Here is a 22,537-nt window from a genome sequence, read left to right on the forward strand (position 1 = left end):
GCCATCGCGAGCAGGCTCGCTCCCACATTTCGTTTTGTGACCTTACAAATCCGCCAGCGGATGCCGGCCTTCCCAGACCTTGCGAAAATGCGCCTCCACCACCGTATCCGGCACGTGATTGATATCAGGCCAATGCCAGTGCGGTTTCTGGTCTTTGTCGATCAACCGCGCACGCACGCCTTCGCTGAACTCCGGATGCCGGCAGCAGTTGAGGCTCAAGGTGTATTCCATCTGGAAAACCTGAGCCAGCGACATATGCCGGGCGCGGGATATCTGTTGCCAGACCAGATGAGCGGTCAGCGGCGAACCTTCACTCAGGGTCCGCGCCGCGCGGCTAAGTACCAAGTCCGTGCTATCACGCTGTTGGCTGATGGCTTTCCAGGCGCAACGTACATCACTGACATCCAGCAGTTCATCGATCTGCTGGCGGCGCGGCAGCCACTGGGCTTCGGGCATTCGCGCCAGCGCTTCCTGCTGCAAGGCCTTGAGCAGGCTGTTGAGCTGCATCGGCGTCTGTTCTTGCCAGTTCAATTGCAGCAGGCCTTCGATCAGCTCTTCTTGCTGTTCATCGAGCAGGAAGCGGTCGGCCAGGCCCAGATCGATCGCATCGCGACCGTTCATGTGCGCGCCGGTCAGGCCGAGGAACAAACCGAGCTTGCCGGGCAGGCGCGACAGAAACCAACTGGCACCGACATCCGGATACAAACCAATGCTGATTTCCGGCATCGCCAAACGGCTGCTCGGCGTGACAATACGGATGTTCGCGCCCTGCAGCAGGCCCATGCCGCCGCCGAGTACATAACCGTGACCCCAGCAGATCAGCGGTTTCGGGTAGGTGTGCAGGCTGAAGTCCAGCCGGTATTCCGCCGCGAAGAAAGTTGCGGCCAGCGGGGGCACTACGCCGGGGTGCGCGCGACAGGCTTCCACCAGGCTGCGCACTTCGCCACCGGCGCAAAAGGCCTTGGCGCCATGACCGCGCAATAGCACGCAGACGATTTGCGGATCCTTGGCCCAAGTGTCCAGTTGATCGCGCAGGGCGTTGATCATCGGCAAGGACAGGGCGTTCAGGGACTTTTCGGCATCCAGGCTGGCAACGCCGATGCGGGCGCCGTCGGTGCCGGTGAGTTCTTCGAAGTGCAGATTCATCGTGACCTCGATCGGGAATTTGAGCGTTCAGTATGATCGCAATGCAGGAAAGTGCCGGATCTGCGTCAGATCAATTGACAAGCGTGATGGGCTTTCCTAGGGTTCGCCCCATTGTTTTTGCCGGATGTAACCATGACTGCTGACGACCGTATCAAACTCGAACCGAGCTGGAAGGAGGCACTGCGTGCCGAATTCGACCAGCCCTACATGGCAGAGTTGCGCGATTTCCTGCAACAGGAGCGTGCGGCCGGCAAGGAGATTTATCCGCCGGGCCCGATGATTTTCAACGCGCTCAACTCGACGCCGCTGGACAAGGTCAAGGTCGTCATTCTCGGTCAGGATCCGTATCACGGGCCAGGCCAGGCCCATGGCTTGTGCTTCTCGGTGCAACCGGGCGTGCCGGCGCCGCCGTCGCTGGTGAACATCTATAAGGAGTTGAAACGCGACCTGAACATCGACATTCCCAATCACGGTTATCTGCAGAGCTGGGCCGATCAGGGCGTGTTGATGCTCAATACCACCATGACCGTCGAGCGCGCCAATGCCAATGCGCACAAGGACAAGGGCTGGCAGTTTTTTACCGACCGGATCATTGAAGTGGTCAGCCAGCAGCAACCGCATCTGGTGTTCATGCTGTGGGGCGCCCATGCCCAGAGCAAGCAGAAGCTGATCGACGCGACCAAGCATCTGGTGCTGACGTCGGTGCACCCGTCACCGCTGTCCGCTTATCGCGGTTTTCTCGGGTGCGGGCACTTCAGCCGGACCAACAAGTTTCTTGAGCAGAATGGCGAGACGCCGATTGATTGGCGGTTGCCGCCAGTCTAAAAAGCTTCGCGGGCAAGCCTCGCTCCTACAGGATTTGTGTCGAGCATATAATTCACATACGACACAAACCCTGTAGGAGCGAGGCTTGCCCGCGAAGGGAGCGACTCGGTCTATCAGACCGAATCCGGATTCCGATTCCAATACTTGAACAACGGCTCCGCCAGAAACAACACAAACAACAACCGCATCACCTGCATCGCCGTCACCAGCGGCACCGACAATTGCAGGGTCTCCGCCGTCAGGCTCATCTCCGCAATCCCGCCGGGCATCATGCCCAGGGTCAGCGAACGCAAATCCAGATGTGTCAGCGCACTCAATCCCAAGGCTGCCGCCGTGGCGATCAACATGGTCAACACCGTACCAATCAACGTCCGCCCCATAAACGAAGGCGCACGCCGGAAAAACTGTCGATTGAAGTGGCAGCCCAAGCCACTGCCGATCAGCCATTGGCCAATCTGGCTACCGCCGTTGGGCAAACCAATGTGCAGATCCCAACCAATGCTCACCGCCGCACTCACCAGCAACGGCCCGAACAGCCACGGGTTGGGTTGACGCAAACGTTCCCAAATCCACGCTGCCAAGGCGCCCGCCGGAAATAGAAGGGCCAGCCACCACCAGTTGACGGCCGTCGGATGAAAGACCGGTGCGCCGTCGCCCAGCAAATACTTGAACGCCGCCGGTACGCAAAGCACCACCACCAGCACCCGCAGGCTTTGCCCGGCCGCTACGCGACTGAGCACCGCGCCATTGCGTGCGCCGAGGTTGACCATCTCCCCGGACCCGCCGGGCATGCTGGAAAAGAATGCGGTGGCGCGATCCTCACCGGTACGGCGCATCAACCAGACCCCGACCACGGCGGACAGGCTGGTGATCAACGCACCGAAGAAGATCAGGCCAAAGTGGCTCAACACCTGCTCCATCACCACCGGGGTGAAGTGCAGGCCGATGCCGATGCCGACGACCCACTGGCCGACCTTGCGGCCGCCAGGGATTTCGGCCAATTGCCAGGGCGTCAGGCAACGCACGAGGATGATCGCCAGCAACGAGCCGACCATCCACGGCAGTGGCCAGCCGATCTGGCTGGCCAGGTAACCGCCCAGCGCGCCGACCAGCGGCGTACCCCACCAGGCGTTGAAGGGTGTTCGATCAGACATCGGCGACCGCGCGACGAGCGACCGAACGTTTGCGCCAGATCCGCAGGATCGGCACCAGCAGCATCACCACGATCAGCGCCCAGACACCCAGCGTGATCCCGCTCGACCAGAGAATCTCCAGCGAACCGTTGGAGATCGACAGTGCGCGGCGCAGATTCTGTTCCATCAAACCTCCGAGAATGAAGCCCAGCAAAACCGGCGACAACGGGAAATCCAGCTTGCGCAGAATGTAGCCGAAGATGCCGATGCCGATCATCAGGAACAGGTCGAAGGTGGTGGCATGCACCGCGAACACGCCGATGGCGGTGATGATCGCGATCATTGGCACCAGCGCCCAGTTTGGTACGGCGAGGATGCGGGTGAAGATGCGGATCATCGGAATGTTGAGGATCACCAGCATGATGTTGGCGATAAACAACGACGCGATCAGGCCCCAGACGATGTCCGGTTGCTGTTGGAACAGCAGCGGTCCCGGCGTGATGTTGTACAGCGACAACGCACCGATCATCACCGCCGTCGTGCCCGAACCGGGAACGCCCAGGGTCAGCATCGGCACCAGCGCGCCACAGGCTTCAGCACCGATGGCGGTTTCCGGAGCGGCCAGACCGCGCTTGTCGCCCTGTCCGAATTTGCCGCTTGGGCCGGCGATACGTTTCTCGGTCATGTAGGCCACGGCGCTGGCAAGTGTTGCACCGGCGCCAGGCAAAACGCCCATGATGAAACCCAGCACACCGCACCGCATGTTCACCCAGAACACCGACGCAGCTTCCTTGAAGTTGAACATCATGCGGCCGGTGGCTTTGAACGCTTCCTGGCCGCGATGGGTTTTTTCCAGCAGCAACAGGATTTCGCTGATGGAGAACAGGCCCAGCACCAACACCACGAACTGAATGCCGTCGGTGAGGTGGATGTTGTCGCCGGTGAAGCGGTAGACACCGCTGTTGGCGTCGATGCCGACGGTCGACAGGAACAGGCCGATCAGCGCCGCGATAAAGGTCTTCAGCGGTCGATCACCGGCCATGCCGCCGAGGCAGACAATCGCGAACACCATCAGGACGAAATATTCCGCCGGACCGAAGGCAATCGCCCATTTCGCCAGGATCGGTGCGAACACCACCATCCCGCACGTGGCAATAAAGGCGCCGATGAACGAACTCCACGCCGACAGCGACAGCGCGACACCGGCCATGCCTTGACGGGCCATCGGGTAGCCGTCGAGGGTGGTCATGACGGTGGACGCTTCGCCCGGAATGTTCAGCAGGATCGAACTGATCCGGCCGCCGTACTCGCAACCCAGGTAAACCGCAGCCAGCAGGATCAGTGCCGATTCCGGTGGCAACCCGAGGGCGAATGCAATCGGGATCAGCAACGCCACGCCGTTGATCGGACCGAGGCCGGGCAGCAGGCCGACGACGGTGCCGATCAGCGTGCCGCTGAGTGCGGTGACCAGGTTGTAAGGGGTCAGTGCGACGCCGAAGCCGTGACTCAAATAACCAAGCGTATCCATTTCAGTTCTCCAGAACGTCGAGCAGACCCAGAGGCAGCGGCACGTCCATCACTTTGTCGAACAGCAGGTACAGACCGATGCTCATCAGGCTGATGATCACTGCGCTTGGCAACCAGCGTCCGCCGTACAAGCGCGCCATCGGAATGCCGATCAAAATGCTGCTGAGGATGAAGCCCAACGGCTCGAACAGGCCGGCGAACACCAGCAGCAGCACCACGCAGCGGCCGATCTTGTGGAGGGTTTCACGATCCAGCGGCGGGTCTTCTTCGGAGTGTTTGATCGGGGACGGGCGAAACACCATGTAGATCAAGCCCATTCCCATCAGCCCCAGCATCAGCAAGGGGAAGGCGCGAGGGCCGATCGGTTCGTAGGAAAAAGGCGCCTGGTAGGGCCAGGCCATCAGCACCAGGCTGGCGCAGGCCAGCAGCAGCACCGATGCGAAAATGCGTTGTACGAGCATGGGGAACTCCTGTGCCGCGACCCCGCAGTGCGGGGCCGCAGCCGCTAGACAGAGGCGATCACTGAATCAGGCCGAACTCTTTGGCCAGCACTTTGTAGTCCGCGACCTGCTTCTTCACGTAGGTGTCCAGTTCCGGGCCGGTCATGGCGAACGGAAAGAGTTCACGTTGATCGCGCAGCTTGGCGAAATCATCGGACGCCAGCAGTTTGTCGAAGGAGTCTTTCCACCAGGCGTAGTCTTCATCGCTGACTTTTGGCCCGAGGTAGAAACCGCGAACCACTGGCCAGACGATGTCGTAGCCTTGCTCTTTGGCGGTCGGAATGTCTTTCATTTCCGGCTCGTCCAGGCGCTTATCGGAGAACACCGCCAGCAGGCGCATGTCGCCGCTCTGGATGTGCGGCATGGAGTCGGAGATGTCGGTGCTGCCGACCTGGATGTGGCCGCCTAGCAGGGCGGTGGCGATTTCGCCGCCACCTTCGAGGGCGACGTAACGCAGATCGCGCGGGTTGATCCCGGCGGCCTTGGCGATCAACGCGGTTTGCATCCAGTCCTGGCTGCCGACGGTGCCGCCGGAACCGATCACCACTTTGCTTGGATCTTTCTTCAGCGCCTGAACGAGATCGTCGAGGGTCTTGTAAGGCGAATCGCTTTTCACCGCGATGGCGCCGTAGCTGGTGCCGACCGCTGCCAGCCAGCGCACGTTGGTTTCATCGAAGCGACCGAACTTGCCCTGGGCCAGGTTCAGCAACGAGCCGCTGGACCACGCCACGAGCGTGCCGGCGTCGGCCGGACGCTGAGCGACCACCGCGTTGTACGCCACTGCGCCGACACCGCCGGGCATGTAGGTCACGCGCATCGGTTTGCTCAACAGTTTCTCGTTCATCAGCGCGCTTTGCGCCAGTTTGCAGGTCAGGTCGAAACCGCCGCCGGGCGAGGCCGGGGCGATGCATTCCGGGCGCTTGGGCTCGGCCATCAGTTGGCCGGCAAACAGCATGCAGCTGGCGGCGAGGGCGAAACGGCGCAGTGATCGATTCATTGTTGTCTCCACGGGAGTTGTTGTTTTTGGGGATGTTTCAGGTGCGGCAGTTTCGCGTCGCGCAGCCGTTGATGGCGCTGACTAACGTAAACGACGGGAATTGAAAAAAGAGATGAGGCGGGCAAACCTGGGGCTGTGTGGACAGCATGGCGAAGTACCTCGTTATTGTTCTTATTGGCGAAAACGCATCGAGGCGTTTTTCGGGAGCTACATTTCAAAGCACGATCGATGGCTTTCAGTCGAAACCATCCGTGGGCCGACTCTAACGGTCGAACCTTTCACTAACCTTTCAGCGGACTTTCACGGTTTTCGGGCTTCACAGCGGCGGATGCGGCTGTAAACTCCGCGCCAAAGAATGGCGTCGAACATCCCTGAATGAGGTAAAGATCCATGCGTGTTCTGCTCGTCGAAGACCATCTGCAACTCGCCGACAGTGTCGCCCAGGCGCTCAAGAGCACCGGGCTGACCGTGGATGTGCTGCACGACGGCGTGGCCGCCGACCTGGCGCTGAGCAGCGAGGAATACGCCATGGCGATCCTCGATGTCGGCCTGCCGCGCATGGATGGCTTCGAGGTGCTGGCGCGCTTGCGGGCCCGGGGCAAGAACCTGCCGGTGCTGATGCTGACCGCCCGCAGCGACGTCAAGGATCGCGTGCATGGCTTGAACCTCGGCGCTGACGATTACCTGGCCAAACCGTTCGAACTGACCGAGCTCGAAGCCCGGGTCAAAGCCTTGCTGCGTCGCAGTGTGCTCGGCGGCGAACGCCAGCAGACCTGCGGCGTGCTGGCTTACGATCTGGACACCCGACGCTTCACCCTCGGCGACGAATTGCTGACCCTGACCTCCCGCGAACAAGCAGTGCTCGAAGCGCTGATTGCGCGTCCCGGTCGGGTGATGAGCAAGGAACAACTGGCCGCCCAGGTGTTTGGTCTTGACGAAGAAGCCAGCCCCGACGCCATCGAAATCTACGTCCACCGCTTGCGCAAGAAACTCGACGGCCAACCGGTCGCCATCGTGACGTTCCGCGGCCTCGGATATTTGCTGGAAAGCCGCGATGCATAAGCCCAGCAGCCTGCGCTGGCGGTTGTTGTGGAACCTCGCGCTGTTGCTGGTGGTGTTGATGCTGGCCAGTGGATTGAGCGCGTACTGGAATGGTCGCGAAGCCGCCGACACCGCGTATGACCGGACCCTGCTGGCTTCGGCGCGAACCATCGCCGCCGGGGTATCCCAGCGTGACGGAACCCTCAGTGCCGATGTGCCTTACGTGGCGCTGGATACGTTTGCCTACGACAGTGCCGGGCGAATTTTTTACCTGGTCAACGACATTCACCAGAACCTGATTTCCGGCTACGAAAACCTTCCCGCCCCGCCACCGGGAACGCCGCGCACCGATGACTATCCGGCACTCGCCCGTTTCTACAACGCGACGTATCGGGGGCAGAACGTGCGGGTGGTCAGCCTGCTCAAGCCCGTGAGCGAACCGAACATGAACGGCATGGCGGAAATTCGCGTGGCGGAAACCGACGAGGCACGCGTCAGCATGGCCCGTAGCCTGGCGGCAGACACGTTGTTGCGGCTGGGCATGCTGGCGGTCGGCGCGTTGCTGATGGTGTGGTTTGCGGTGAGTGCGGCGTTGCGTCCATTGGAACGCTTGCGCACGGCGGTGGAAGAGCGCCAGTCCGATGACTTGCGGCCGCTGCCGCTGGTGGAGGTGCAGCGAGAGTTGTGGCCGTTGGTGCGTGCGCTCAATCACTTTACCGAGCGTCTGCGCGGGCAGTTCGAACGTCAGGCGCAGTTCATTGCCGATGCTGCGCATGAACTGCGCACGCCACTGGCGGCGCTCAAGGCGCGACTTGAACTCGGCCTGCGTTCGGGCGAACCCGAAACCTGGCGCAACACGCTGGAAACGGCAGCGCAAGGCACGGATCGTTTGACCCATCTGGCCAACCAATTGCTGTCGCTGGCGCGTGTCGAAAACGGTGCCCGGGCGATTGCCGAGGGCGGTGCACAATTACTCGATCTGAGTCAGCTGGCCCGGGAACTGGGCATGGCGATGGCGCCGCTGGCCCATGCCCGCGGCGTCGCGCTGGCGCTGGAAGCCGACGAACCGGTGTGGCTGCGCGGTGAGCCGACGCTGCTGAACGAACTGTTGAGCAATCTGGTGGACAACGCGCTGGCCCATACGCCGCCCGGCGGCAATGTGATCCTGCGGGTCTCGGCGCCGGCGGTACTGGAGGTCGAGGATGACGGGCCGGGGATTCCGCTGGAAGAGCGTGATCGGGTGTTCGAGCGCTTCTATCGGCGCAACCAGCAAGTGGCCGGGTCGGGGTTGGGGTTGGCGATTGTTGGCGAGATTTGCCGCGCGCATCTGGCACAGATCAGCCTGCACGATGGCGAGCAGGCGGGGTTGAAGGTGCGGGTGAGTTTTATCGCGGGAGAGTGATGGTGTTCGTACTGGCCCCTTCGCGGGCAAGCCTCGCTCCTACAGGTATTACGATGCTTTTGTAGGAGCGAGGCTTGCCCGCGAAGCTTTTAATAGAACATCGACCGCGATTCTTCCAGATCCCTGCACATCGACTCATTCTCCGGGTCGATTCCCAGCTTCTTGAAGGCCGGCACGCCGAGCGGGTCGATACGGGCGATGGGGTGGTCGGTGTCCTTGTGGCAATACAAACTGGCCACTTGCACCAGATCCACATAGTCGACGCGTTCGGACTCGCGCTTGAAGTCCAGATACAGCCCCGGCAATTGCACCAGCATTTCCGGAAACTCCCAGACCCTGAGCAGTTTGTCGCCGAGCAGCGGGTGAATGTGGTCGATCACATGGTTCAGGCTGACCGGGTCCGACAGCAGCTCGTAGTGGTCTTCGGCGTAGGTCAGGATCGGCAGTACACCAATCTGATGCACCAGTCCGCCCAGCGCCGCCTGATCGGGCTTGAGCTGCGTGTAACTGCGGCACAGCGCGTAGCTGACCCCGGCGATTTCCAGGCTTTTGCGCCAGACATCGCGCATCTTTTTCTCCACCACGTCAGAGCGCGCATGGAAAATCTGCTCCATGACCAGACCGATGGCCAGGTTGCTGCTGTAATTGACGCCCAGACGCGTGATTGCCGTGTGCAAGTCAGTGACTTCCTGGGTCGCGCGCAGCAGCGGGCTATTGACCACCTTGATCAGACGCGCCGACAGCGCCGTATCGCGGCCAATCACTTTACTCAGGGTGCTGACACTTATTTCCGGGTCTTCAGCGGCCTTGCGAATCTGCAGGGCCACTTCCGGCAACGTTGGCAGAACCAGGTCATCGTTATCGATGGCCTCAACCAAATCCTGTTGGACCTTATCCGCCAAATCGCTCATTTCTTTTCTCTAGGGTGTTGCAACAAGTACTGCTGTTAACGCTGGATCTCGCGATCGCGATCCAGTTCATAAGGCAAGTCAAGCAGATGCAGGGCCGGCCCTTCGATCGCGCCGAGATGGACGTCGCCACCTTCCGCCGCTTCGGCTTGCAAGACGGCCAGGAGTTCAATGTTTTGTCCGGCGTGTGCGGCAATCACCACTTCGCCGATGGAACTGCCGTGTGTCGGGGAAAACAAGGGGGTGCCGGGTTCAGGCAATGCACTGGCGTCCAGCTTCAGACGATACAAGCGGCGCTTGAGTTTGCCCAGGTACTGCATCCGCGCAACGATTTCCTGGCCGGTGTAGCAACCTTTCTTGAAGCTCACGCCGCCGACGGCCTGCAGATTGAGCATCTGCGGAATGAACAATTCGCGTGTGCCCGGCATCACCTGGCCGATCCCTGCGCGGACCTGGCCCAGCAGCCATTGATTGAGATCGCCCTCGGTCAGCACAGCAGATAACCGGCCCTTGATGACGTCGGCCTGATCGGCGGCAACCCAGAGTTCGGCGCGGTCCGGTGAAACGCGGATGGCGATCAATCCGTCATTGCGCGCCACGCTGTCGGTGTCCGCCGGCAGTTCGAGACCCAGGCCGATCAGGGCGGCATCGCCATGGTCAACGCCGAAGCGGACCCAGGCAGCGCTTTCATCGGTCAATTTCGATTTGGAGAACACCGCGTACTTCTTCAGGTCCGCCAATTGCGGCTCCAGCAGCTCGGTGGCCATGGCCATGAGCACGCCATCACCTTGCAGCAGAATGCGGAAGCTCGATTGCATCCGGCCTTTCTGGGTGCAGCGCGCGCCGAGGCTGGCCTGGGTGTCGCTCAGGTAATTGAGGTTGCAGGTCAGTTGGCCTTGCAGAAATTTGCTGGCATCCGCGCCGCGGACCGCGAGAACGCCTTCGTGAGACAGGGTGCAGAAAAAAGCAGAATCGGCCATGGGAGATCGCAGGGTAAAAGAGTCTGGGGGACATCATAAGGGGGCGCCCATGAAATGGGTAGTTCACAAAAGGTCGACAGTGCCCGACCAAAGCCGACTGTTCGATGGTGTCCGGGGCTGTATACTTGCCGCCTATTTGAGGAGCGCTCCATGGTCGAAGATGTTGAACTGAATCGCCTCTACTGGCACAGCCGCCGCGGCATGCTTGAACTTGACGTGTTGCTGGTGCCGTTCGTGAAAGAGGTCTACCCGCACCTCAATGATGTCGACCGCGATTGCTACCGCAAGCTGCTCGAATGCGAAGATCAGGACATGTTCGGCTGGTTCATGGAACGCGCCGAGTCGGAAGATCCGGAGCTGCAGCGCATGGTTCGCATGATCCTGGATCGTGTCCAGCCCAAGTAATGCGTTCGAATGCCGCTGGCATGCCTCTGGGCAGTTGCTGGCGGCGTATCTGTTGGCCCAGCTGTTCGCGCTGGGTGCGTTGTTTCTGCTTGCCATACCGGTCTGGGCTAGCTTGCTCGGCGCTTTTTGCTGCCTGGCTCATTGCGTTTGGGCATTGCCACGCCAGATTTTACTGACACACCCACAGGCGTTTCGCGGCTTGCGTCGCGATGCGGATGGCTGGCAGTTGTGGAATCAGGCGGCGGGTTGGCAGGCGGTTCAGCTACGGCCGGACAGCCTCGCGCTGCCGCTGGTCGTCGTCCTGCGTTTTCGCCTGCAGGGCGAGCGGCGGGTCCGGGCGATCTGTGTGCCCAGGGATTCGCAGGCGGCGGATGTGCACCGACGCCTGCGGGTTCGGCTCACGTTCAGTCGGCGTAGGTGGGCGGCACCAGAATAGTGTCCAGCGCCTCCGGCAGCAGGTTCGGGTAGTCGAGGGTGTAATGCAGGCCGCGACTTTCCTTGCGTTCCATGGCTGACTGAATCATCAATTCCGCCACTTGGGCCAGGTTACGCAGCTCGATCAAGTCCCGGCTGACCTTGTAGTTACTGTAGAACTCGTCGATTTCGTCCAGCAACAGCCGCACGCGATGCTGCGCACGTTGCAGGCGCTTGTTGGTGCGCACAATGCCGACGTAGTCCCACATGAATCGCCGCAGTTCATCCCAGTTGTGCGCAATGATCACGTCTTCATCCGAGTCGGTGACCTGGCTGGCATCCCAGACGGGCAGGGCGACCGGAATCGAAACCTGCGGCAGTTGCTCAAGAATGTCTTCTGCCGCCGAGCGTGCGTAAACGAAACATTCCAGCAGCGAGTTGCTGGCCATGCGGTTGGCGCCGTGCAGGCCAGTGAAACTGGTTTCGCCAATTGCATACAGCCCCGGCACGTCGGTGCGGCCCTGCTGGTCGACCATCACGCCGCCGCAGGTATAGTGCGCCGCGGGAACCACCGGAATCGGTTGCTTGGTGATGTCGATGGAAAACTCCAGGCAGCGCTCGTACACCGTCGGGAAGTGCGTCTTGATGAACGCTTCCGGCTTGTGACTGATGTCCAGATAAACGCAATCGACACCCAGGCGCTTCATCTCATGGTCGATGGCCCGGGCGACGATGTCCCGTGGCGCCAGTTCGGCGCGCGGGTCGAAACGCTGCATGAAGCGTTCGCCATTGGGCAGCTTCAGGTGCGCACCTTCGCCGCGCAGGGCTTCGGTGATCAGGAAGCTCTTGGCTTGCGGGTGATACAGGCACGTCGGGTGAAACTGGTTGAACTCCAGGTTCGCCACCCGGCAGCCCGAACGCCAGGCCATGGCGATGCCATCACCGCAGGCGCCGTCGGGGTTGCTGGTATAGAGGTAGACCTTGGCTGCACCGCCGGACGCGAGGATCACGAAGCGTGCGCCGTAGGTGTCGACTTCCCCGGTGCCGCGGTTGAGCACGTAGGCGCCGAGGCAGCGGTCGCCTTCAAGGCCCAGGCGCTTCTCGGTGATCAGATCGACGGCGACCCGCTGTTCCAGCAACTCGATGTTGGGCCGCTGTCTGGCTTTGTCGAGCAGGGTTCTGAAAATCGCTGCGCCGGTGGCATCGGCGGCGTGAATGATGCGCCGATGGCTGTGACCGCCTTCGCGGGTCAGGTGAAACTCGAAACCGCCATCTTCGGTGCCGGATTGTTCATCGCGGGTGAACGGCACGCCTTGATCGATCAGCCATTGAATGGCCTCTTTGCTGTGCTCGACGGTGAAGCGCACGGCGTCTTCGTGGCACAGGCCACCGCCGGCATTCAGGGTGTCATCGACGTGGGATTCAACGGTATCGGTGTCATCCAGCACGGCAGCGACACCGCCCTGGGCCCAGAAGGTCGAGCCATTGGCGAGGTCGCCTTTGCTCAGTACGGCAATGCGCAAATGATCGGGCAAGGTCAGCGCAAGGCTCAAACCGGCAGCACCGCTGCCAATCACCAGAACATCGTGTTGAAACTGTTGGCTCATTTCAGGATTCCGCTCAAAGCGACCCGGGTCGGGGTTGGCGCATGACTCCCGCAACGGCGAGTCAAGGCGGCCACACAGCGCACTAGTATATAGAGGGGGGGAGCGGCACAATAGCCGAGGTCACATGGCATTGTGAAACTACTGTGACGGAAAAGACTTGACGCTTCGTCGGATGATTTTTCGACCGGTTCGGCGACAAGAAGACTGTATCGTCGATTTAACAGTCTTTTTCCATTCACGGTTGCACAATGTCGGTCTTGCGCAGCTATAAATATTTGGAACTTTTGCCAAAGGCCCAAGATCAATAGACCGTTGCCTGAATCAAGGGACAGTGTCGGCTTCAATGCAGGATTGCGGTTTGATCCTTGCCGGCGAATCCGATGACAAGATTATTCGCGCAGCCGGGTTATGCCGAGCTGCGCTTTTCGTGCGTGCCAAATCAGAGCCCGCAGGAAACTTGCTTGGAGGGGGAGAACTTTTGCGAAAAGCCCGAGTCTATGTTTGCAAGTCTGGTCGTTTAGTTATGCAAGCTTCCTCCGAGCTTATCGAGGAGAGTTCATGCTAACCCAGGAAGAGGATCAGCAGCTGGTCGAACGCGTTCAGCGCGGCGACAAGCGAGCTTTCGATCTGCTAGTGCTGAAATATCAGCACAAAATTCTCGGGTTGATCGTGCGTTTCGTGCACGACACCCATGAAGCCCAGGATGTGGCACAAGAAGCCTTTATCAAGGCGTACCGTGCGCTTGGAAATTTTCGCGGGGACAGCGCGTTTTACACGTGGCTTTACCGCATCGCCATCAACACGGCGAAAAACTATCTGGTTTCACGCGGCCGTCGGCCGCCGGATAGCGATGTCAGTTCCGAAGATGCAGAGTTCTACGATGGCGATCATGGCCTCAAGGATCTCGAGTCGCCTGAGCGCGCATTGCTGCGGGATGAGATCGAAGGCACCGTCCATCGAACCATTCAGCAACTGCCGGAAGATTTGCGTACGGCTTTAACTTTACGTGAGTTTGATGGTCTGAGTTACGAGGACATTGCGGCAGTCATGCAGTGTCCGGTGGGTACCGTGCGCTCCCGGATTTTCCGCGCTCGGGAGGCCATCGATAAAGCCCTGCAGCCGTTGTTGCAGGAAAACTGAGACAGCGGCGACAGCCAAGAGAGGAACGCCATGAGTCGTGAAGCCCTGCAGGAATCGCTGTCCGCAGTGATGGATAACGAAGCGGACGAACTGGAATTGCGTCGGGTATTGAATGCCTTTGACGATGTTGAAACCCGTGAAACATGGGCTCGTTATCAAATCGCTCGGGCAGTGATGCACAAGGATCTGCTGCTTCCACGTCTGGACATTGCAGCGGCCGTTTCTGCTGCGTTGGCTGATGAAGCCGTACCGGCGAAAGCCTCCCGTGGTCCATGGCGCAGCCTGGGTCGCCTCGCTGTAGCCGCTTCGGTTACCGTCGCCGTGTTGGCAGGTGTTCGTCTGTACAACCAGGACGAGATCGCGGGTGTCGAGCTGGCTCAGCACTCCACTCAACCGGGTCTGGCCGTTCCTCAGGTCAAGGGTCCAGCTGTTTTGGCAGGCTATAATGAGAGCTCGGAAGCCACTGGTCCTATGGCCAACGGCGTATTGCAGGCTCAGCCGGGCTGGCACGATCAGCGTTTGCCAGGCTACTTGCGCCAACATGCTCAACAGGCTGCACTGAAAGGTACTGAGAGCGCTCTGCCTTACGCTCGTGCAGCGAGCCTGGAAAACCGTTAAGGAGGATCATGCGCGCCATACCTCTACTTTCGCTTCTGCTTAGTGGCTGGTTCATTGTTCCAGCCCATGCCGATGAGGCACAAGACTGGTTGACCCGTCTTGGCCAGGCCGAGCAGCAGCAAAGCTTTCACGGTACTTTTGTCTACGAGCGAAACGGTAGTTTTTCTACCCACAACATCTGGCACCGCGTCCAGGATGGCAAGGTCCATGAGCGTTTACTCCAGCTCGACGGCCAGGCTCAGGAAGTTGTACGCATTGATGGGCATACTCAATGCGTCAGCGGTCTTCTGATTGCAGGGCTTGGGGATTCCCCCAACTCCGCTGCTCGTACACTCGATCCACAGAAGCTCAAGAATTGGTACGACCTTGCCGTCATCGGCAAGTCGCGTGTGGCCGGCCGTGCGGCAGTCATCGTTACCCTGACGCCTCGCGATCAACATCGCTACGGTTTTGAATTGCATCTGGATAAAGAAACCGGCCTGCCGCTCAAATCATTGCTTCTGAATGAGAAAGGGCAGTTGCTGGAGCGGTTCCAGTTCACGCAGCTGGATACCTCCGATTTGCCCTCCGACGACGATTTGCAGGCAGGCCCGGATTGCAAAGCCATCATCCTCGACAGCGACAAGGCTTCAGCCGTCAAGGCTGCCCAGAACTGGCATTCGGACTGGTTGCCTGCCGGCTTTGAGCTGACCAGCAGCACTTCACGCAAGGATCCCGCGACCAAAACCCAGGTCAGCAGCCTGATGTATGACGATGGTCTCGCACGTTTTTCGGTGTTCCTTGAGCCGCTCAATGGTGCCCCCGTCACCGATACCCGCACTCAGTTGGGCCCGACCGTCGCTGTATCCCGGCGCTTGACCACCCCTCAAGGCGAGATGATGGTCACCGTCGTCGGTGAAATCCCGGTAGGCACCGCTGAACGGATTGCGCTGTCCATGCGCTCCGATGCCACTGCAACCCAGTAGTGAGCTGAAACCGAAATGTTTGGTGAGCATTTCAATTTGCAAATATCCCCGAAATTTTTTATAGGTCAGAGCCCCTCGGCTCTGGCCTTGTTTGTTGTTCCCGGAACAAAAATACCGGCGTATCGTTCCCGGTGTTCCTTGCTCCATATCGCTTAACCATGCTCGTCGTAACGGGAGCCGTATGTCGATACCACGCTTGAAGTCTTACCTCTCCATATTTGCCACCGTGCTGGTGCTCGGTCAGGCGGTCGCTGTACAAGCGGCCGAGTTGCCTGACTTCACGCAGCTGGTCGAGCAGGCCTCGCCCGCGGTGGTAAACATCAGTACCACGCAGAAACTGCCGGACCGCAAAGTGTCGAGCCAGCAGATGCCAGACCTTGAAGGCTTGCCGCCGATGTTGCGCGAGTTCTTTGAGCGCGGCATGCCGCCACAACCGCGTACGCCGCGCGGTGATCGTCAGCGCGAAGCCCAGTCGTTGGGGTCGGGTTTCATCATCTCGTCTGACGGCTACATCCTGACCAACAATCACGTGATCGCCGATGCCGACGAAATTCTCGTCCGTCTCGCTGACCGTAGTGAGCTGAAAGCCAAACTGGTCGGCACCGATCCACGCTCCGACGTGGCGCTGCTGAAAATCGAAGGCAAGGATCTGCCGGTCCTGAAACTGGGTAAATCCCAGGACCTGAAGGCTGGCCAGTGGGTCGTGGCCATCGGTTCGCCATTCGGTTTCGACCACACTGTGACCCAAGGCATCGTCAGTGCCATCGGTCGCAGCCTGCCGAACGAAAACTATGTGCCGTTCATCCAGACCGACGTGCCGATCAACCCGGGTAACTCTGGTGGTCCGCTGTTCAACCTGGCGGGCGAAGTGGTGGGGATCAACTCTCAGATCTACACCCGTTCCGGTGGTTTCATGGGCGTGTCGTTCGCAATCCCGATCGATGTGGCCATGGACGTTTCCAACCAGCTGAAAAGCGGCGGCAAGGTCAGCCGTGGATGGTTGGGCGTCGTGATTCAGGAAGTGAGCAAGGATCTGGCCGAGTCGTTCGGTCTTGATAAACCGGCCGGTGCACTGGTGGCGCAGATCCAGGATGACGGTCCGGCTGCCAAGGGTGGCCTGCAAGTGGGTGACGTGATCCTGAGCATGAACGGTCAACCGATCGTCATGTCTGCCGATCTGCCGCATCTGGTCGGCGCGCTGAAGGCTGGCGCCAAGGCAAACCTTGAAGTGATTCGTGAAGGTAAGCGCCAGAATGTCGAGCTGACCGTCGGCGCTATCCCTGAAGAGGGCAAAGAGCTGGATGCCCTGCCGAAATCGGCCACCGAGCGCAGCAGCAATCGCCTGGGTGTTTCCGTGGTCGAGCTGACCGACGAACAGAAGAAAACCTACGACCTCAAAGGTGGCGTGGTGATCAAGGAAGTTCAGGACGGTCCTGCGTCCCTGATCGGCTTGCAGCCAGGCGACGTCATCACTCACCTGAACAATCAGGCGATTGGTTCCGCCAAGGAGTTCACCGATATCGCCAAGGCGCTGCCGAAGAACCGCTCGGTGTCGATGCGGGTTCTGCGTCAGAATCGCGCCAGCTTCATCACCTTCAAACTGGCTGAATAAACCGGTTGTCGGCTGAATAAAAAACCGCCTCGAAAGAGGCGGTTTTTTTATGCCTGGTGAAAAGTGTCAGCCCATCATGTCCTTGATCATGCGCTCCTGCTCCATCAGCTCCCGTTGGCGGGCGTCGATACGCGATGACAGCGGGAAGTTGGTCCCGGCCTTGCGCTTGGCGAAGTCCAGTTGCTGAATGGCCTGGCGGTAGTCGCCAACCAGCGCAAAGTACTCGGCGCGCGCCTGATGCAAGCCGATGATGTTGCCTGAAAGGCCACGGGTTTCCGCCACCATGTACCAGACATCCGGATCATCGGGACGGCTTTTGAGCAGGTTCTCCAGCGCTTTTTCCGCTTCGGGCGCCCGGTTTTGCTTGAGCAGCAAATCGACACGCACCTGATTCAGTGGATAGTTGCCCGGATATTGAGTCAGCATCCGGTCCACCCGGGTTTGGGCGTCCGGCAGGCGATTGTTGGTGATGTCCAGATCGATCTGCGCCAGGTTGTAGATGATCTCGTTTGGCGACTTGGCCAGCAACAACTTGAGATTTTCCCGTGCTTCGTTCAGTTGGCCGCCCTTTATCTGGGCGATCGCCAGGCCATAACGCGCAACGTCGTTTTTCGGGTTTTCATCCAGCTGTGCGCGGAAGCGCTTGGCGCCCAGGCCTGGGGTTTCTTCGTAGATCAGCTGGACTCGCGCACGGATCAGTTGATAACGCATGCTGTCTTCAATGCCGCCGGGTTTGGCCTGCTCGGCGCGGTTGCGGGTGTCGGCGATACGCGATTCGGTCACCGGGTGAGTCAGCAAGAACTCCGGTGGCTTGGCGTCGAAGCGGTATTGGCGCGCCAATCGCTCGAACATGGTTGGCATCGAGCGTGGGTCGTAACCGGCTTTTTCCAGGTTGAGGATGCCGATGCGGTCGGCCTCTTGCTCGTTCTGGCGCGAGAAACGTCGTTGTTCCTGAATCGCTGCCGCCTGCGTGCCCGCAATGGCCGCGATCCCGGCATCACCGGCACCGGCAGCGGCAATCACGATCCCGGCCAGCAGTGCGGCCATCATCGGCACTTGCATGCGTTGTTGCGCTTCGACGCCACGGGCAAAGTGGCGCTGCGACAAGTGAGCCAGTTCGTGAGCGAGTACCGAGGCATATTCGCCTTCGGTCTGGGCATTAAGGAACAAGCCACCGTTGACCCCGACAATCCCGCCCGGTGCCGCAAAGGCGTTGAGCTGCGGGCTGTTGATCAGGATGAACTCCAGACGCCGGTCATTGACCTGGCTGGTCTCAACCAACCGGTAGACGCTGGACTCGACATAGTCCTTGAGTTGCGGGTCATTGAGCTGGTCAACCTGACTGCGCAGCAGCGCCAGCCAGGCGCGGCCCAACTGATATTCCTGTTGTGGCGAGACGATTGCAGAACTGGCGTCACCGAGTGACGGCAGGTCGTCGGCGAAGCCCGGTGAGGCGAGCAGGCAAGCGAGCGTCAGCAGGGTAGGGCGCAAAAAAGTCATGCACAAAGCCTTAGTCGACAAAGACCTTACTGTAGCCGGACAGTACGCTTCGGACCAGATATTCTAAGCCGCTCGACCACCTGAACCGGAGTAACGCAATGACCGATGCTGTAGCCCATGACGCCGAACTGGACGCCAGCGGCCTGAATTGTCCGTTGCCGCTGCTCAAGGCCAAGATGGAACTCAACAAGATGGCCAGCGGCGCGGTACTCAAGGTGATCGCCACCGATGCGGGTTCGCAGCGCGACTTCCGCACCTTTGCCCGTTTGGCCGGTCATACGCTGCTTCGCGAAGAAGATGAAGCGGGTGTTTACCGCTATTGGCTGAAAAAAGCCTGAAAATTGCTGCGTTCGTTTCTAAGGATTATTGATGTTCAAAGTGTTACGCGACTGGATTCAGCGCTATTTCTCCGATGAAGAAGCGGTGGTGCTGGCGGTCCTGCTGTTTCTGGCGTTTACCGCCGTGCTCACCTTGGGCGGCATGCTTGCGCCGGTGCTCGCCGGGATGGTGCTGGCGTATCTGATGCAGGGATTGGTGGTGACACTTGAGCGCCTGCGGGTGCCGGGCGGGGTGGCCGTCGGAGCGGTCTTTGCCTTGTTCATGGGCGTTTTGCTGGTGTTCATTATTGTCGTGGTGCCGTTGCTCTGGCACCAGTTGATCACCTTGTTCAACGAGTTGCCCGGCATGCTCGCCAAGTGGCAATCACTGTTGTTGCTGCTGCCCGAGCGATATCCGCATCTGGTGTCCGACGAGCAGGTTTTGCAAGCCATCGAGGCGGCACGCGGCGAGATCGGCAAGTTCGGCCAATGGGCGCTGACGTTCTCGCTGTCGAGCCTGCCACTGTTGGTCAACATCATGATTTACCTGGTGCTGGTGCCAATCCTGGTGTTCTTCTTTCTCAAGGACCGGGAAATGATCGGCCAGTGGGTTCGCGGTTATCTGCCTCGTGAGCGCGCGCTGATCACCCGTGTTGCCCACGAAATGAACCGGCAGATCGCCAACTACATTCGCGGCAAGGTCATTGAGATTTTCATCTGTGGTGGCGTGACCTACATCGCGTTTGTCGTGCTGGGGCTCAACTACGCGGCACTGTTGGCGTTGCTGGTAGGCGTGTCGGTGGTGGTGCCCTATGTCGGGGCCGTGGTGGTGACCGTGCCGGTGCTGCTGATTGCGTTGTTCCAGTGGGGCTGGAGCGATCAGTTCATCTATTTGATGGCGGTCTACGGAATTATTCAGACGCTGGATGGCAATGTGCTGGTGCCGCTGCTGTTCTCGGAAGCGGTCAACCTGCATCCGGTGGCGATCATCTGCGCGGTGTTGTTGTTTGGCGGGTTATGGGGATTCTGGGGGGTGTTTTTTGCGATTCCGCTGGCGACGCTGTTCAAGGCCGTGCTGGATGCCTGGCCTCGGAAGGAGCCGGTGGTGGCGCCTCTGCTTTAACGTTCAAGCTTAATGGCCCCTTCGCGGGCAAGCCTCGCTCCTACAGGGGGCTTGGGTGCGACTCAAAACCTGTAGGAGCGAGGCTTGCCCGCGAAGGCGTCAGAACAGGCGCCATCAAAATCAGGCTTTGTTCAATGCCTGCGCAGCAGCCAGAACAGTATCCACATGCCCCGGCACCTTAACGCCGCGCCATTCCTGACGCAGTACACCGTTCTTGTCGATCAAAAACGTGCTGCGATCAACACCCATGTATTCCTTGCCATAAAGCTTCTTCAGCTTGATCACATCAAACAGCTGGCACAGCGCCTCTTCCTTGTCGCTGATCAGCTCGAAGGTGAACGCTTGCTTGGCCTTGAAGTTCTCGTGAGATTTCAGGCTGTCGCGGGACACGCCGAAGACTTCGGTGTTCGCCGCTTTAAAGGCGTCGAGCTGATCGCGAAAGCCCTGGCCCTGGGTCGTGCAGCCCGGTGTGCTGTCCTTCGGATAGAAGTAGATCACCACTTGCTTGCCTTTAAGGCTCGCGAGGCTGACGGTCTGTCCGCTGGTGGCGGGTGCTTCGAAGTCGGCAACCGGTTGGTCGATGGCAACGGCCATGAGAGCTTCCTTACATTGGGTTTTGTGGGCGCCACGGTTCGATCAGGGCATCCAGGTTCAGCGCGTCGGCGAAATCCAGGAACTGGTCGCGCAACCAGCTGATCTGCACGCCAGCCGGCAAGGTCACGGTGAACGTGGCGTTGAGCATGGTCCCGCCGGTTTGCGGTGCCTGATAGGTGTCGCAGGTCAGGTTTTCCAGCTCGACGTTATGGTCCATGAAGAACTGGCACAGTTCGTTGATGATGTCCGAGCGGTAAGCCGAGCTGACATAGGCAACGTACGGCAGGGCCTGGGGACGGTTCTCCAGCGCCGCGCTGCGCACCACGTTGACCGTGAAAGCGTGCTTCTTGGCGAGGCTCGGCAGGCTGCCTTCCAGGCGCGCCAGGGCGTCCCAGCTACCGGAGATCTCGAGGATCAACGCACTGCACTCGCCATGACGGGTCAGGCGAGAGGTGACCACGGCGCAGCGGTTTTCATGGCTGGCGCGGCACAGGACGTTAGTCAGCTCCATGGGGTTGGCGCCGAGGGCACTGATGACAAGGAATTGTTCGCGAACTGTGGGGGTGGACATGCAGCATTCCTAAAGCGATGAGCGGTCGATACTTCTACGGGCTTTTATTACCGGGGGCGAGCCTGCGGATGCGAATTCAGAAAACCCGAGCCGGAAGGTTGCAACGTGCTCCATTAAGGCAAGAGCGAAGGGTGGCAACGCTGGATCGGGGCTTGTGATGCCGAAAATGGAGGCTGAAACCCGGCGTACGAGCTTGTCAGTACCGATCAAAGTCTGAAGGGTAGCGAAAAGCAGCGCCAAGGGGAATGGCAGCAGCGCAGTACTTCGCTTGTACAAGCATCTTGGCGCCAGTACCATTACGGCTCTCTTTTTCCGGCAGGAGCGGTTGCATGATTGCGGGCAGTATGGTGGCACTGGTCACACCCATGGATGCACAGGGTCGTCTCGACTGGGACAGCCTGAGCAAACTGGTGGACTTTCACCTGCAAAACGGCACCCACGCCATCGTGGCGGTCGGCACGACAGGTGAATCGGCCACGCTAGACGTGAACGAACACATCGAAGTGATTCGTTACGTGGTCAAGCAGGTTGCAGGGCGCATTCCGGTGATCGCCGGTACCGGCGCCAACTCGACCCGCGAAGCCATCGAGCTGACCACCAATGCAAAGACCGCCGGCGCCGATGCTTGCCTGCTGGTGACGCCGTACTACAACAAGCCGACCCAGGAAGGCTTGTACCAGCACTTCAAGGCCATCGCCGAAGCCGTCGACATTCCGCAAATCCTGTACAACGTACCGGGCCGTACGGCGTGTGACATGCTGACCGAAACCGTGATCCGCCTGTCGACCGTGAAAAACATCATCGGTATCAAGGAAGCCACCGGCGACCTGGCCCGTGCCAAAGCGATCATCGACGGCGTGAGCGAAGACTTCGTGGTGCTTTCCGGCGACGACGCGACAGCGGTGGAGCTGATCCTGCTCGGCGGCAAAGGCAACATTTCCGTGACCGCCAACGTTGCCCCGCGCGACATGGCCGACCTGTGCAACGCTGCTCTGAAAGGCGATGCCGTCACGGCCCGCGCGATTCACGAAAAGCTGATGCCGCTCAATAAAACCCTGTTTATCGAATCCAACCCTATCCCCGTGAAATGGGCACTGCATGAAATGGGCTTGATGCCGGACGGTATCCGTCTGCCGCTCACCTGGCTCAGCGCTGCCTGTCACGAACCGCTGCGGCAGGCCATGCGCCAGTCCGGCGTACTGGTTTAATTGA

At 59.9% G+C, this 22,537-nt stretch carries 23 protein-coding genes; 12 read left to right on the forward strand and 11 right to left on the reverse strand.

From position 1 onward, the window contains the following. Positions 1-42: 42 nt before the first annotated feature. Positions 43-1,146 (reverse strand): enoyl-CoA hydratase/isomerase family protein, encoded by a 1,104-nt coding sequence (locus tag KGA97_RS13025; protein ID WP_223480890.1) that lies wholly within the window; start codon positions 1,144-1,146, stop codon positions 43-45. 132 nt (positions 1,147-1,278) lie between these two features. Between KGA97_RS13025 and ung the strand changes: the two genes are divergently transcribed. Then, on the forward strand, positions 1,279-1,971 hold the full coding sequence (gene ung / locus KGA97_RS13030) for a uracil-DNA glycosylase (protein WP_008025785.1): 693 nt from the start codon (positions 1,279-1,281) through the stop codon (positions 1,969-1,971). Between the two features lie 113 nt (positions 1,972-2,084). On the opposite strand, the gene KGA97_RS13035 is transcribed toward ung, so the two are convergent. From KGA97_RS13035 to KGA97_RS13050, 4 genes are read right to left on the reverse strand one after another with little or no spacing between them, the layout of a single operon-like run. Then, entirely contained in the window at positions 2,085-3,125 is a 1,041-nt protein-coding gene (locus KGA97_RS13035; RefSeq protein ID WP_223480891.1) for an AbrB family transcriptional regulator, read from the reverse strand. Beyond that, entirely contained in the window at positions 3,118-4,632 is a 1,515-nt protein-coding gene (locus KGA97_RS13040; RefSeq protein WP_008034898.1) for a tripartite tricarboxylate transporter permease, read from the reverse strand. Before KGA97_RS13040 ends, KGA97_RS13035 begins: the two co-directional genes overlap by 8 nt. 1 nt (position 4,633) lies before the next feature. Then, positions 4,634-5,092: a tripartite tricarboxylate transporter TctB family protein gene (locus KGA97_RS13045; protein ID WP_008034905.1), complete on the reverse strand. Its 459-nt coding sequence runs from the start codon at positions 5,090-5,092 to the stop codon at positions 4,634-4,636. Positions 5,093-5,150: 58 nt separating this feature from the next. After that, positions 5,151-6,128, reverse strand: coding sequence for a Bug family tripartite tricarboxylate transporter substrate binding protein (locus tag KGA97_RS13050; protein ID WP_008036010.1), 978 nt, complete (start codon positions 6,126-6,128; stop codon positions 5,151-5,153). A gap of 390 nt (positions 6,129-6,518) precedes the next feature. Here KGA97_RS13050 and KGA97_RS13055 point away from each other — a divergent pair, with 390 nt between their 5' ends. Together KGA97_RS13055 and KGA97_RS13060 are read left to right on the forward strand one after the other, a co-directional pair. Further along, positions 6,519-7,190 carry a response regulator gene (locus KGA97_RS13055; protein ID WP_008034908.1) on the forward strand — a complete coding sequence of 224 codons (672 nt, stop codon included), beginning with the start codon at positions 6,519-6,521 and terminating at the stop codon, positions 7,188-7,190. After that, positions 7,183-8,571 carry a sensor histidine kinase gene (locus KGA97_RS13060; RefSeq protein WP_008036011.1) on the forward strand — a complete coding sequence of 463 codons (1,389 nt, stop codon included), beginning with the start codon at positions 7,183-7,185 and terminating at the stop codon, positions 8,569-8,571. Before KGA97_RS13055 ends, KGA97_RS13060 begins: the two co-directional genes overlap by 8 nt. Positions 8,572-8,660: 89 nt before the next feature. Here KGA97_RS13060 and KGA97_RS13065 read toward each other — a convergent pair whose 3' ends face one another. Together KGA97_RS13065 and KGA97_RS13070 are read right to left on the reverse strand one after the other, a co-directional pair. Continuing rightward, positions 8,661-9,482, reverse strand: a complete 822-nt coding sequence (locus KGA97_RS13065) for an HDOD domain-containing protein (RefSeq protein WP_008036012.1) — start codon at positions 9,480-9,482, stop codon at positions 8,661-8,663. Positions 9,483-9,517: 35 nt separating this feature from the next. Beyond that, the gene (locus tag KGA97_RS13070; RefSeq protein WP_223480892.1) at positions 9,518-10,459 is read right to left on the reverse strand and encodes a YgfZ/GcvT domain-containing protein; all 942 of its coding nucleotides are present in this window, start codon (positions 10,457-10,459) and stop codon (positions 9,518-9,520) included. Between the two features lie 150 nt (positions 10,460-10,609). On the opposite strand from KGA97_RS13070, the gene KGA97_RS13075 reads away from it, so the two are divergent. Together KGA97_RS13075 and KGA97_RS13080 are read left to right on the forward strand one after the other, a co-directional pair. Next, positions 10,610-10,864: a succinate dehydrogenase assembly factor 2 gene (locus tag KGA97_RS13075; RefSeq protein ID WP_007944081.1), complete on the forward strand. Its 255-nt coding sequence runs from the start codon at positions 10,610-10,612 to the stop codon at positions 10,862-10,864. Further along, on the forward strand, positions 10,848-11,300 hold the full coding sequence (locus KGA97_RS13080; RefSeq protein WP_223437291.1) for a protein YgfX: 453 nt from the start codon (positions 10,848-10,850) through the stop codon (positions 11,298-11,300). Before KGA97_RS13075 ends, KGA97_RS13080 begins: the two co-directional genes overlap by 17 nt. Here KGA97_RS13080 and nadB read toward each other — a convergent pair. Beyond that, on the reverse strand, positions 11,269-12,885 hold the full coding sequence (gene nadB, locus KGA97_RS13085; RefSeq protein ID WP_008034915.1) for an L-aspartate oxidase: 1,617 nt from the start codon (positions 12,883-12,885) through the stop codon (positions 11,269-11,271). The two genes, KGA97_RS13080 and nadB, sit on opposite strands and share 32 nt — an antisense overlap. Positions 12,886-13,443: 558 nt before the next feature. Between nadB and rpoE the strand changes: the two genes are divergently transcribed. The 4 genes from rpoE to KGA97_RS13105 all read left to right on the forward strand — a co-directional run bounded on the left by rpoE (position 13,444) and on the right by KGA97_RS13105 (position 17,220). Next, positions 13,444-14,025, forward strand: a complete 582-nt coding sequence (gene rpoE / locus KGA97_RS13090) for an RNA polymerase sigma factor RpoE (protein WP_007944079.1) — start codon at positions 13,444-13,446, stop codon at positions 14,023-14,025. Between the two features lie 30 nt (positions 14,026-14,055). Further along, positions 14,056-14,643: a sigma-E factor negative regulatory protein gene (locus tag KGA97_RS13095; protein WP_008036015.1), complete on the forward strand. Its 588-nt coding sequence runs from the start codon at positions 14,056-14,058 to the stop codon at positions 14,641-14,643. A gap of 8 nt (positions 14,644-14,651) precedes the next feature. After that, positions 14,652-15,608, forward strand: a complete 957-nt coding sequence (locus KGA97_RS13100) for a MucB/RseB C-terminal domain-containing protein (RefSeq protein WP_223480893.1) — start codon at positions 14,652-14,654, stop codon at positions 15,606-15,608. A 181-nt stretch (positions 15,609-15,789) separates the two neighbouring features. Beyond that, positions 15,790-17,220: a DegQ family serine endoprotease gene (locus tag KGA97_RS13105; protein WP_008034918.1), complete on the forward strand. Its 1,431-nt coding sequence runs from the start codon at positions 15,790-15,792 to the stop codon at positions 17,218-17,220. 66 nt (positions 17,221-17,286) lie between these two features. On the opposite strand, the gene KGA97_RS13110 is transcribed toward KGA97_RS13105, so the two are convergent. Next, a complete protein-coding gene (locus KGA97_RS13110; protein WP_008034920.1) occupies positions 17,287-18,720 on the reverse strand; it encodes a M48 family metalloprotease in 1,434 nt (477 codons plus the stop codon). Positions 18,721-18,818: 98 nt separating this feature from the next. Here KGA97_RS13110 and KGA97_RS13115 point away from each other — a divergent pair, with 98 nt between their 5' ends. Continuing rightward, the gene (locus KGA97_RS13115) at positions 18,819-19,058 is read left to right on the forward strand and encodes a sulfurtransferase TusA family protein (protein ID WP_008034921.1); all 240 of its coding nucleotides are present in this window, start codon (positions 18,819-18,821) and stop codon (positions 19,056-19,058) included. Between the two features lie 31 nt (positions 19,059-19,089). Continuing rightward, positions 19,090-20,160, forward strand: a complete 1,071-nt coding sequence (locus tag KGA97_RS13120) for an AI-2E family transporter (RefSeq protein ID WP_008034923.1) — start codon at positions 19,090-19,092, stop codon at positions 20,158-20,160. 120 nt (positions 20,161-20,280) lie between these two features. Here KGA97_RS13120 and KGA97_RS13125 read toward each other — a convergent pair whose 3' ends face one another. Both KGA97_RS13125 and KGA97_RS13130 read right to left on the reverse strand, forming a co-directional pair. Next, positions 20,281-20,754, reverse strand: a complete 474-nt coding sequence (locus KGA97_RS13125) for a peroxiredoxin (protein WP_223480894.1) — start codon at positions 20,752-20,754, stop codon at positions 20,281-20,283. Between the two features lie 10 nt (positions 20,755-20,764). Beyond that, complete coding sequence (locus KGA97_RS13130) at positions 20,765-21,325, reverse strand: glycine cleavage system protein R (RefSeq protein ID WP_008034925.1); 561 nt, start codon at positions 21,323-21,325, stop codon at positions 20,765-20,767. A 329-nt stretch (positions 21,326-21,654) separates the two neighbouring features. Here KGA97_RS13130 and dapA point away from each other — a divergent pair, with 329 nt between their 5' ends. Continuing rightward, a complete protein-coding gene (gene dapA, locus KGA97_RS13135) occupies positions 21,655-22,533 on the forward strand; it encodes a 4-hydroxy-tetrahydrodipicolinate synthase (RefSeq protein ID WP_008034926.1) in 879 nt (292 codons plus the stop codon). Positions 22,534-22,537 lie beyond the last annotated feature (4 nt).

Source organism: Pseudomonas sp. BF-B-15 (assembly GCF_019946675.1).
GTDB classification, from domain to species: Bacteria; Pseudomonadota; Gammaproteobacteria; order Pseudomonadales; family Pseudomonadaceae; genus Aquipseudomonas; species Aquipseudomonas migulae.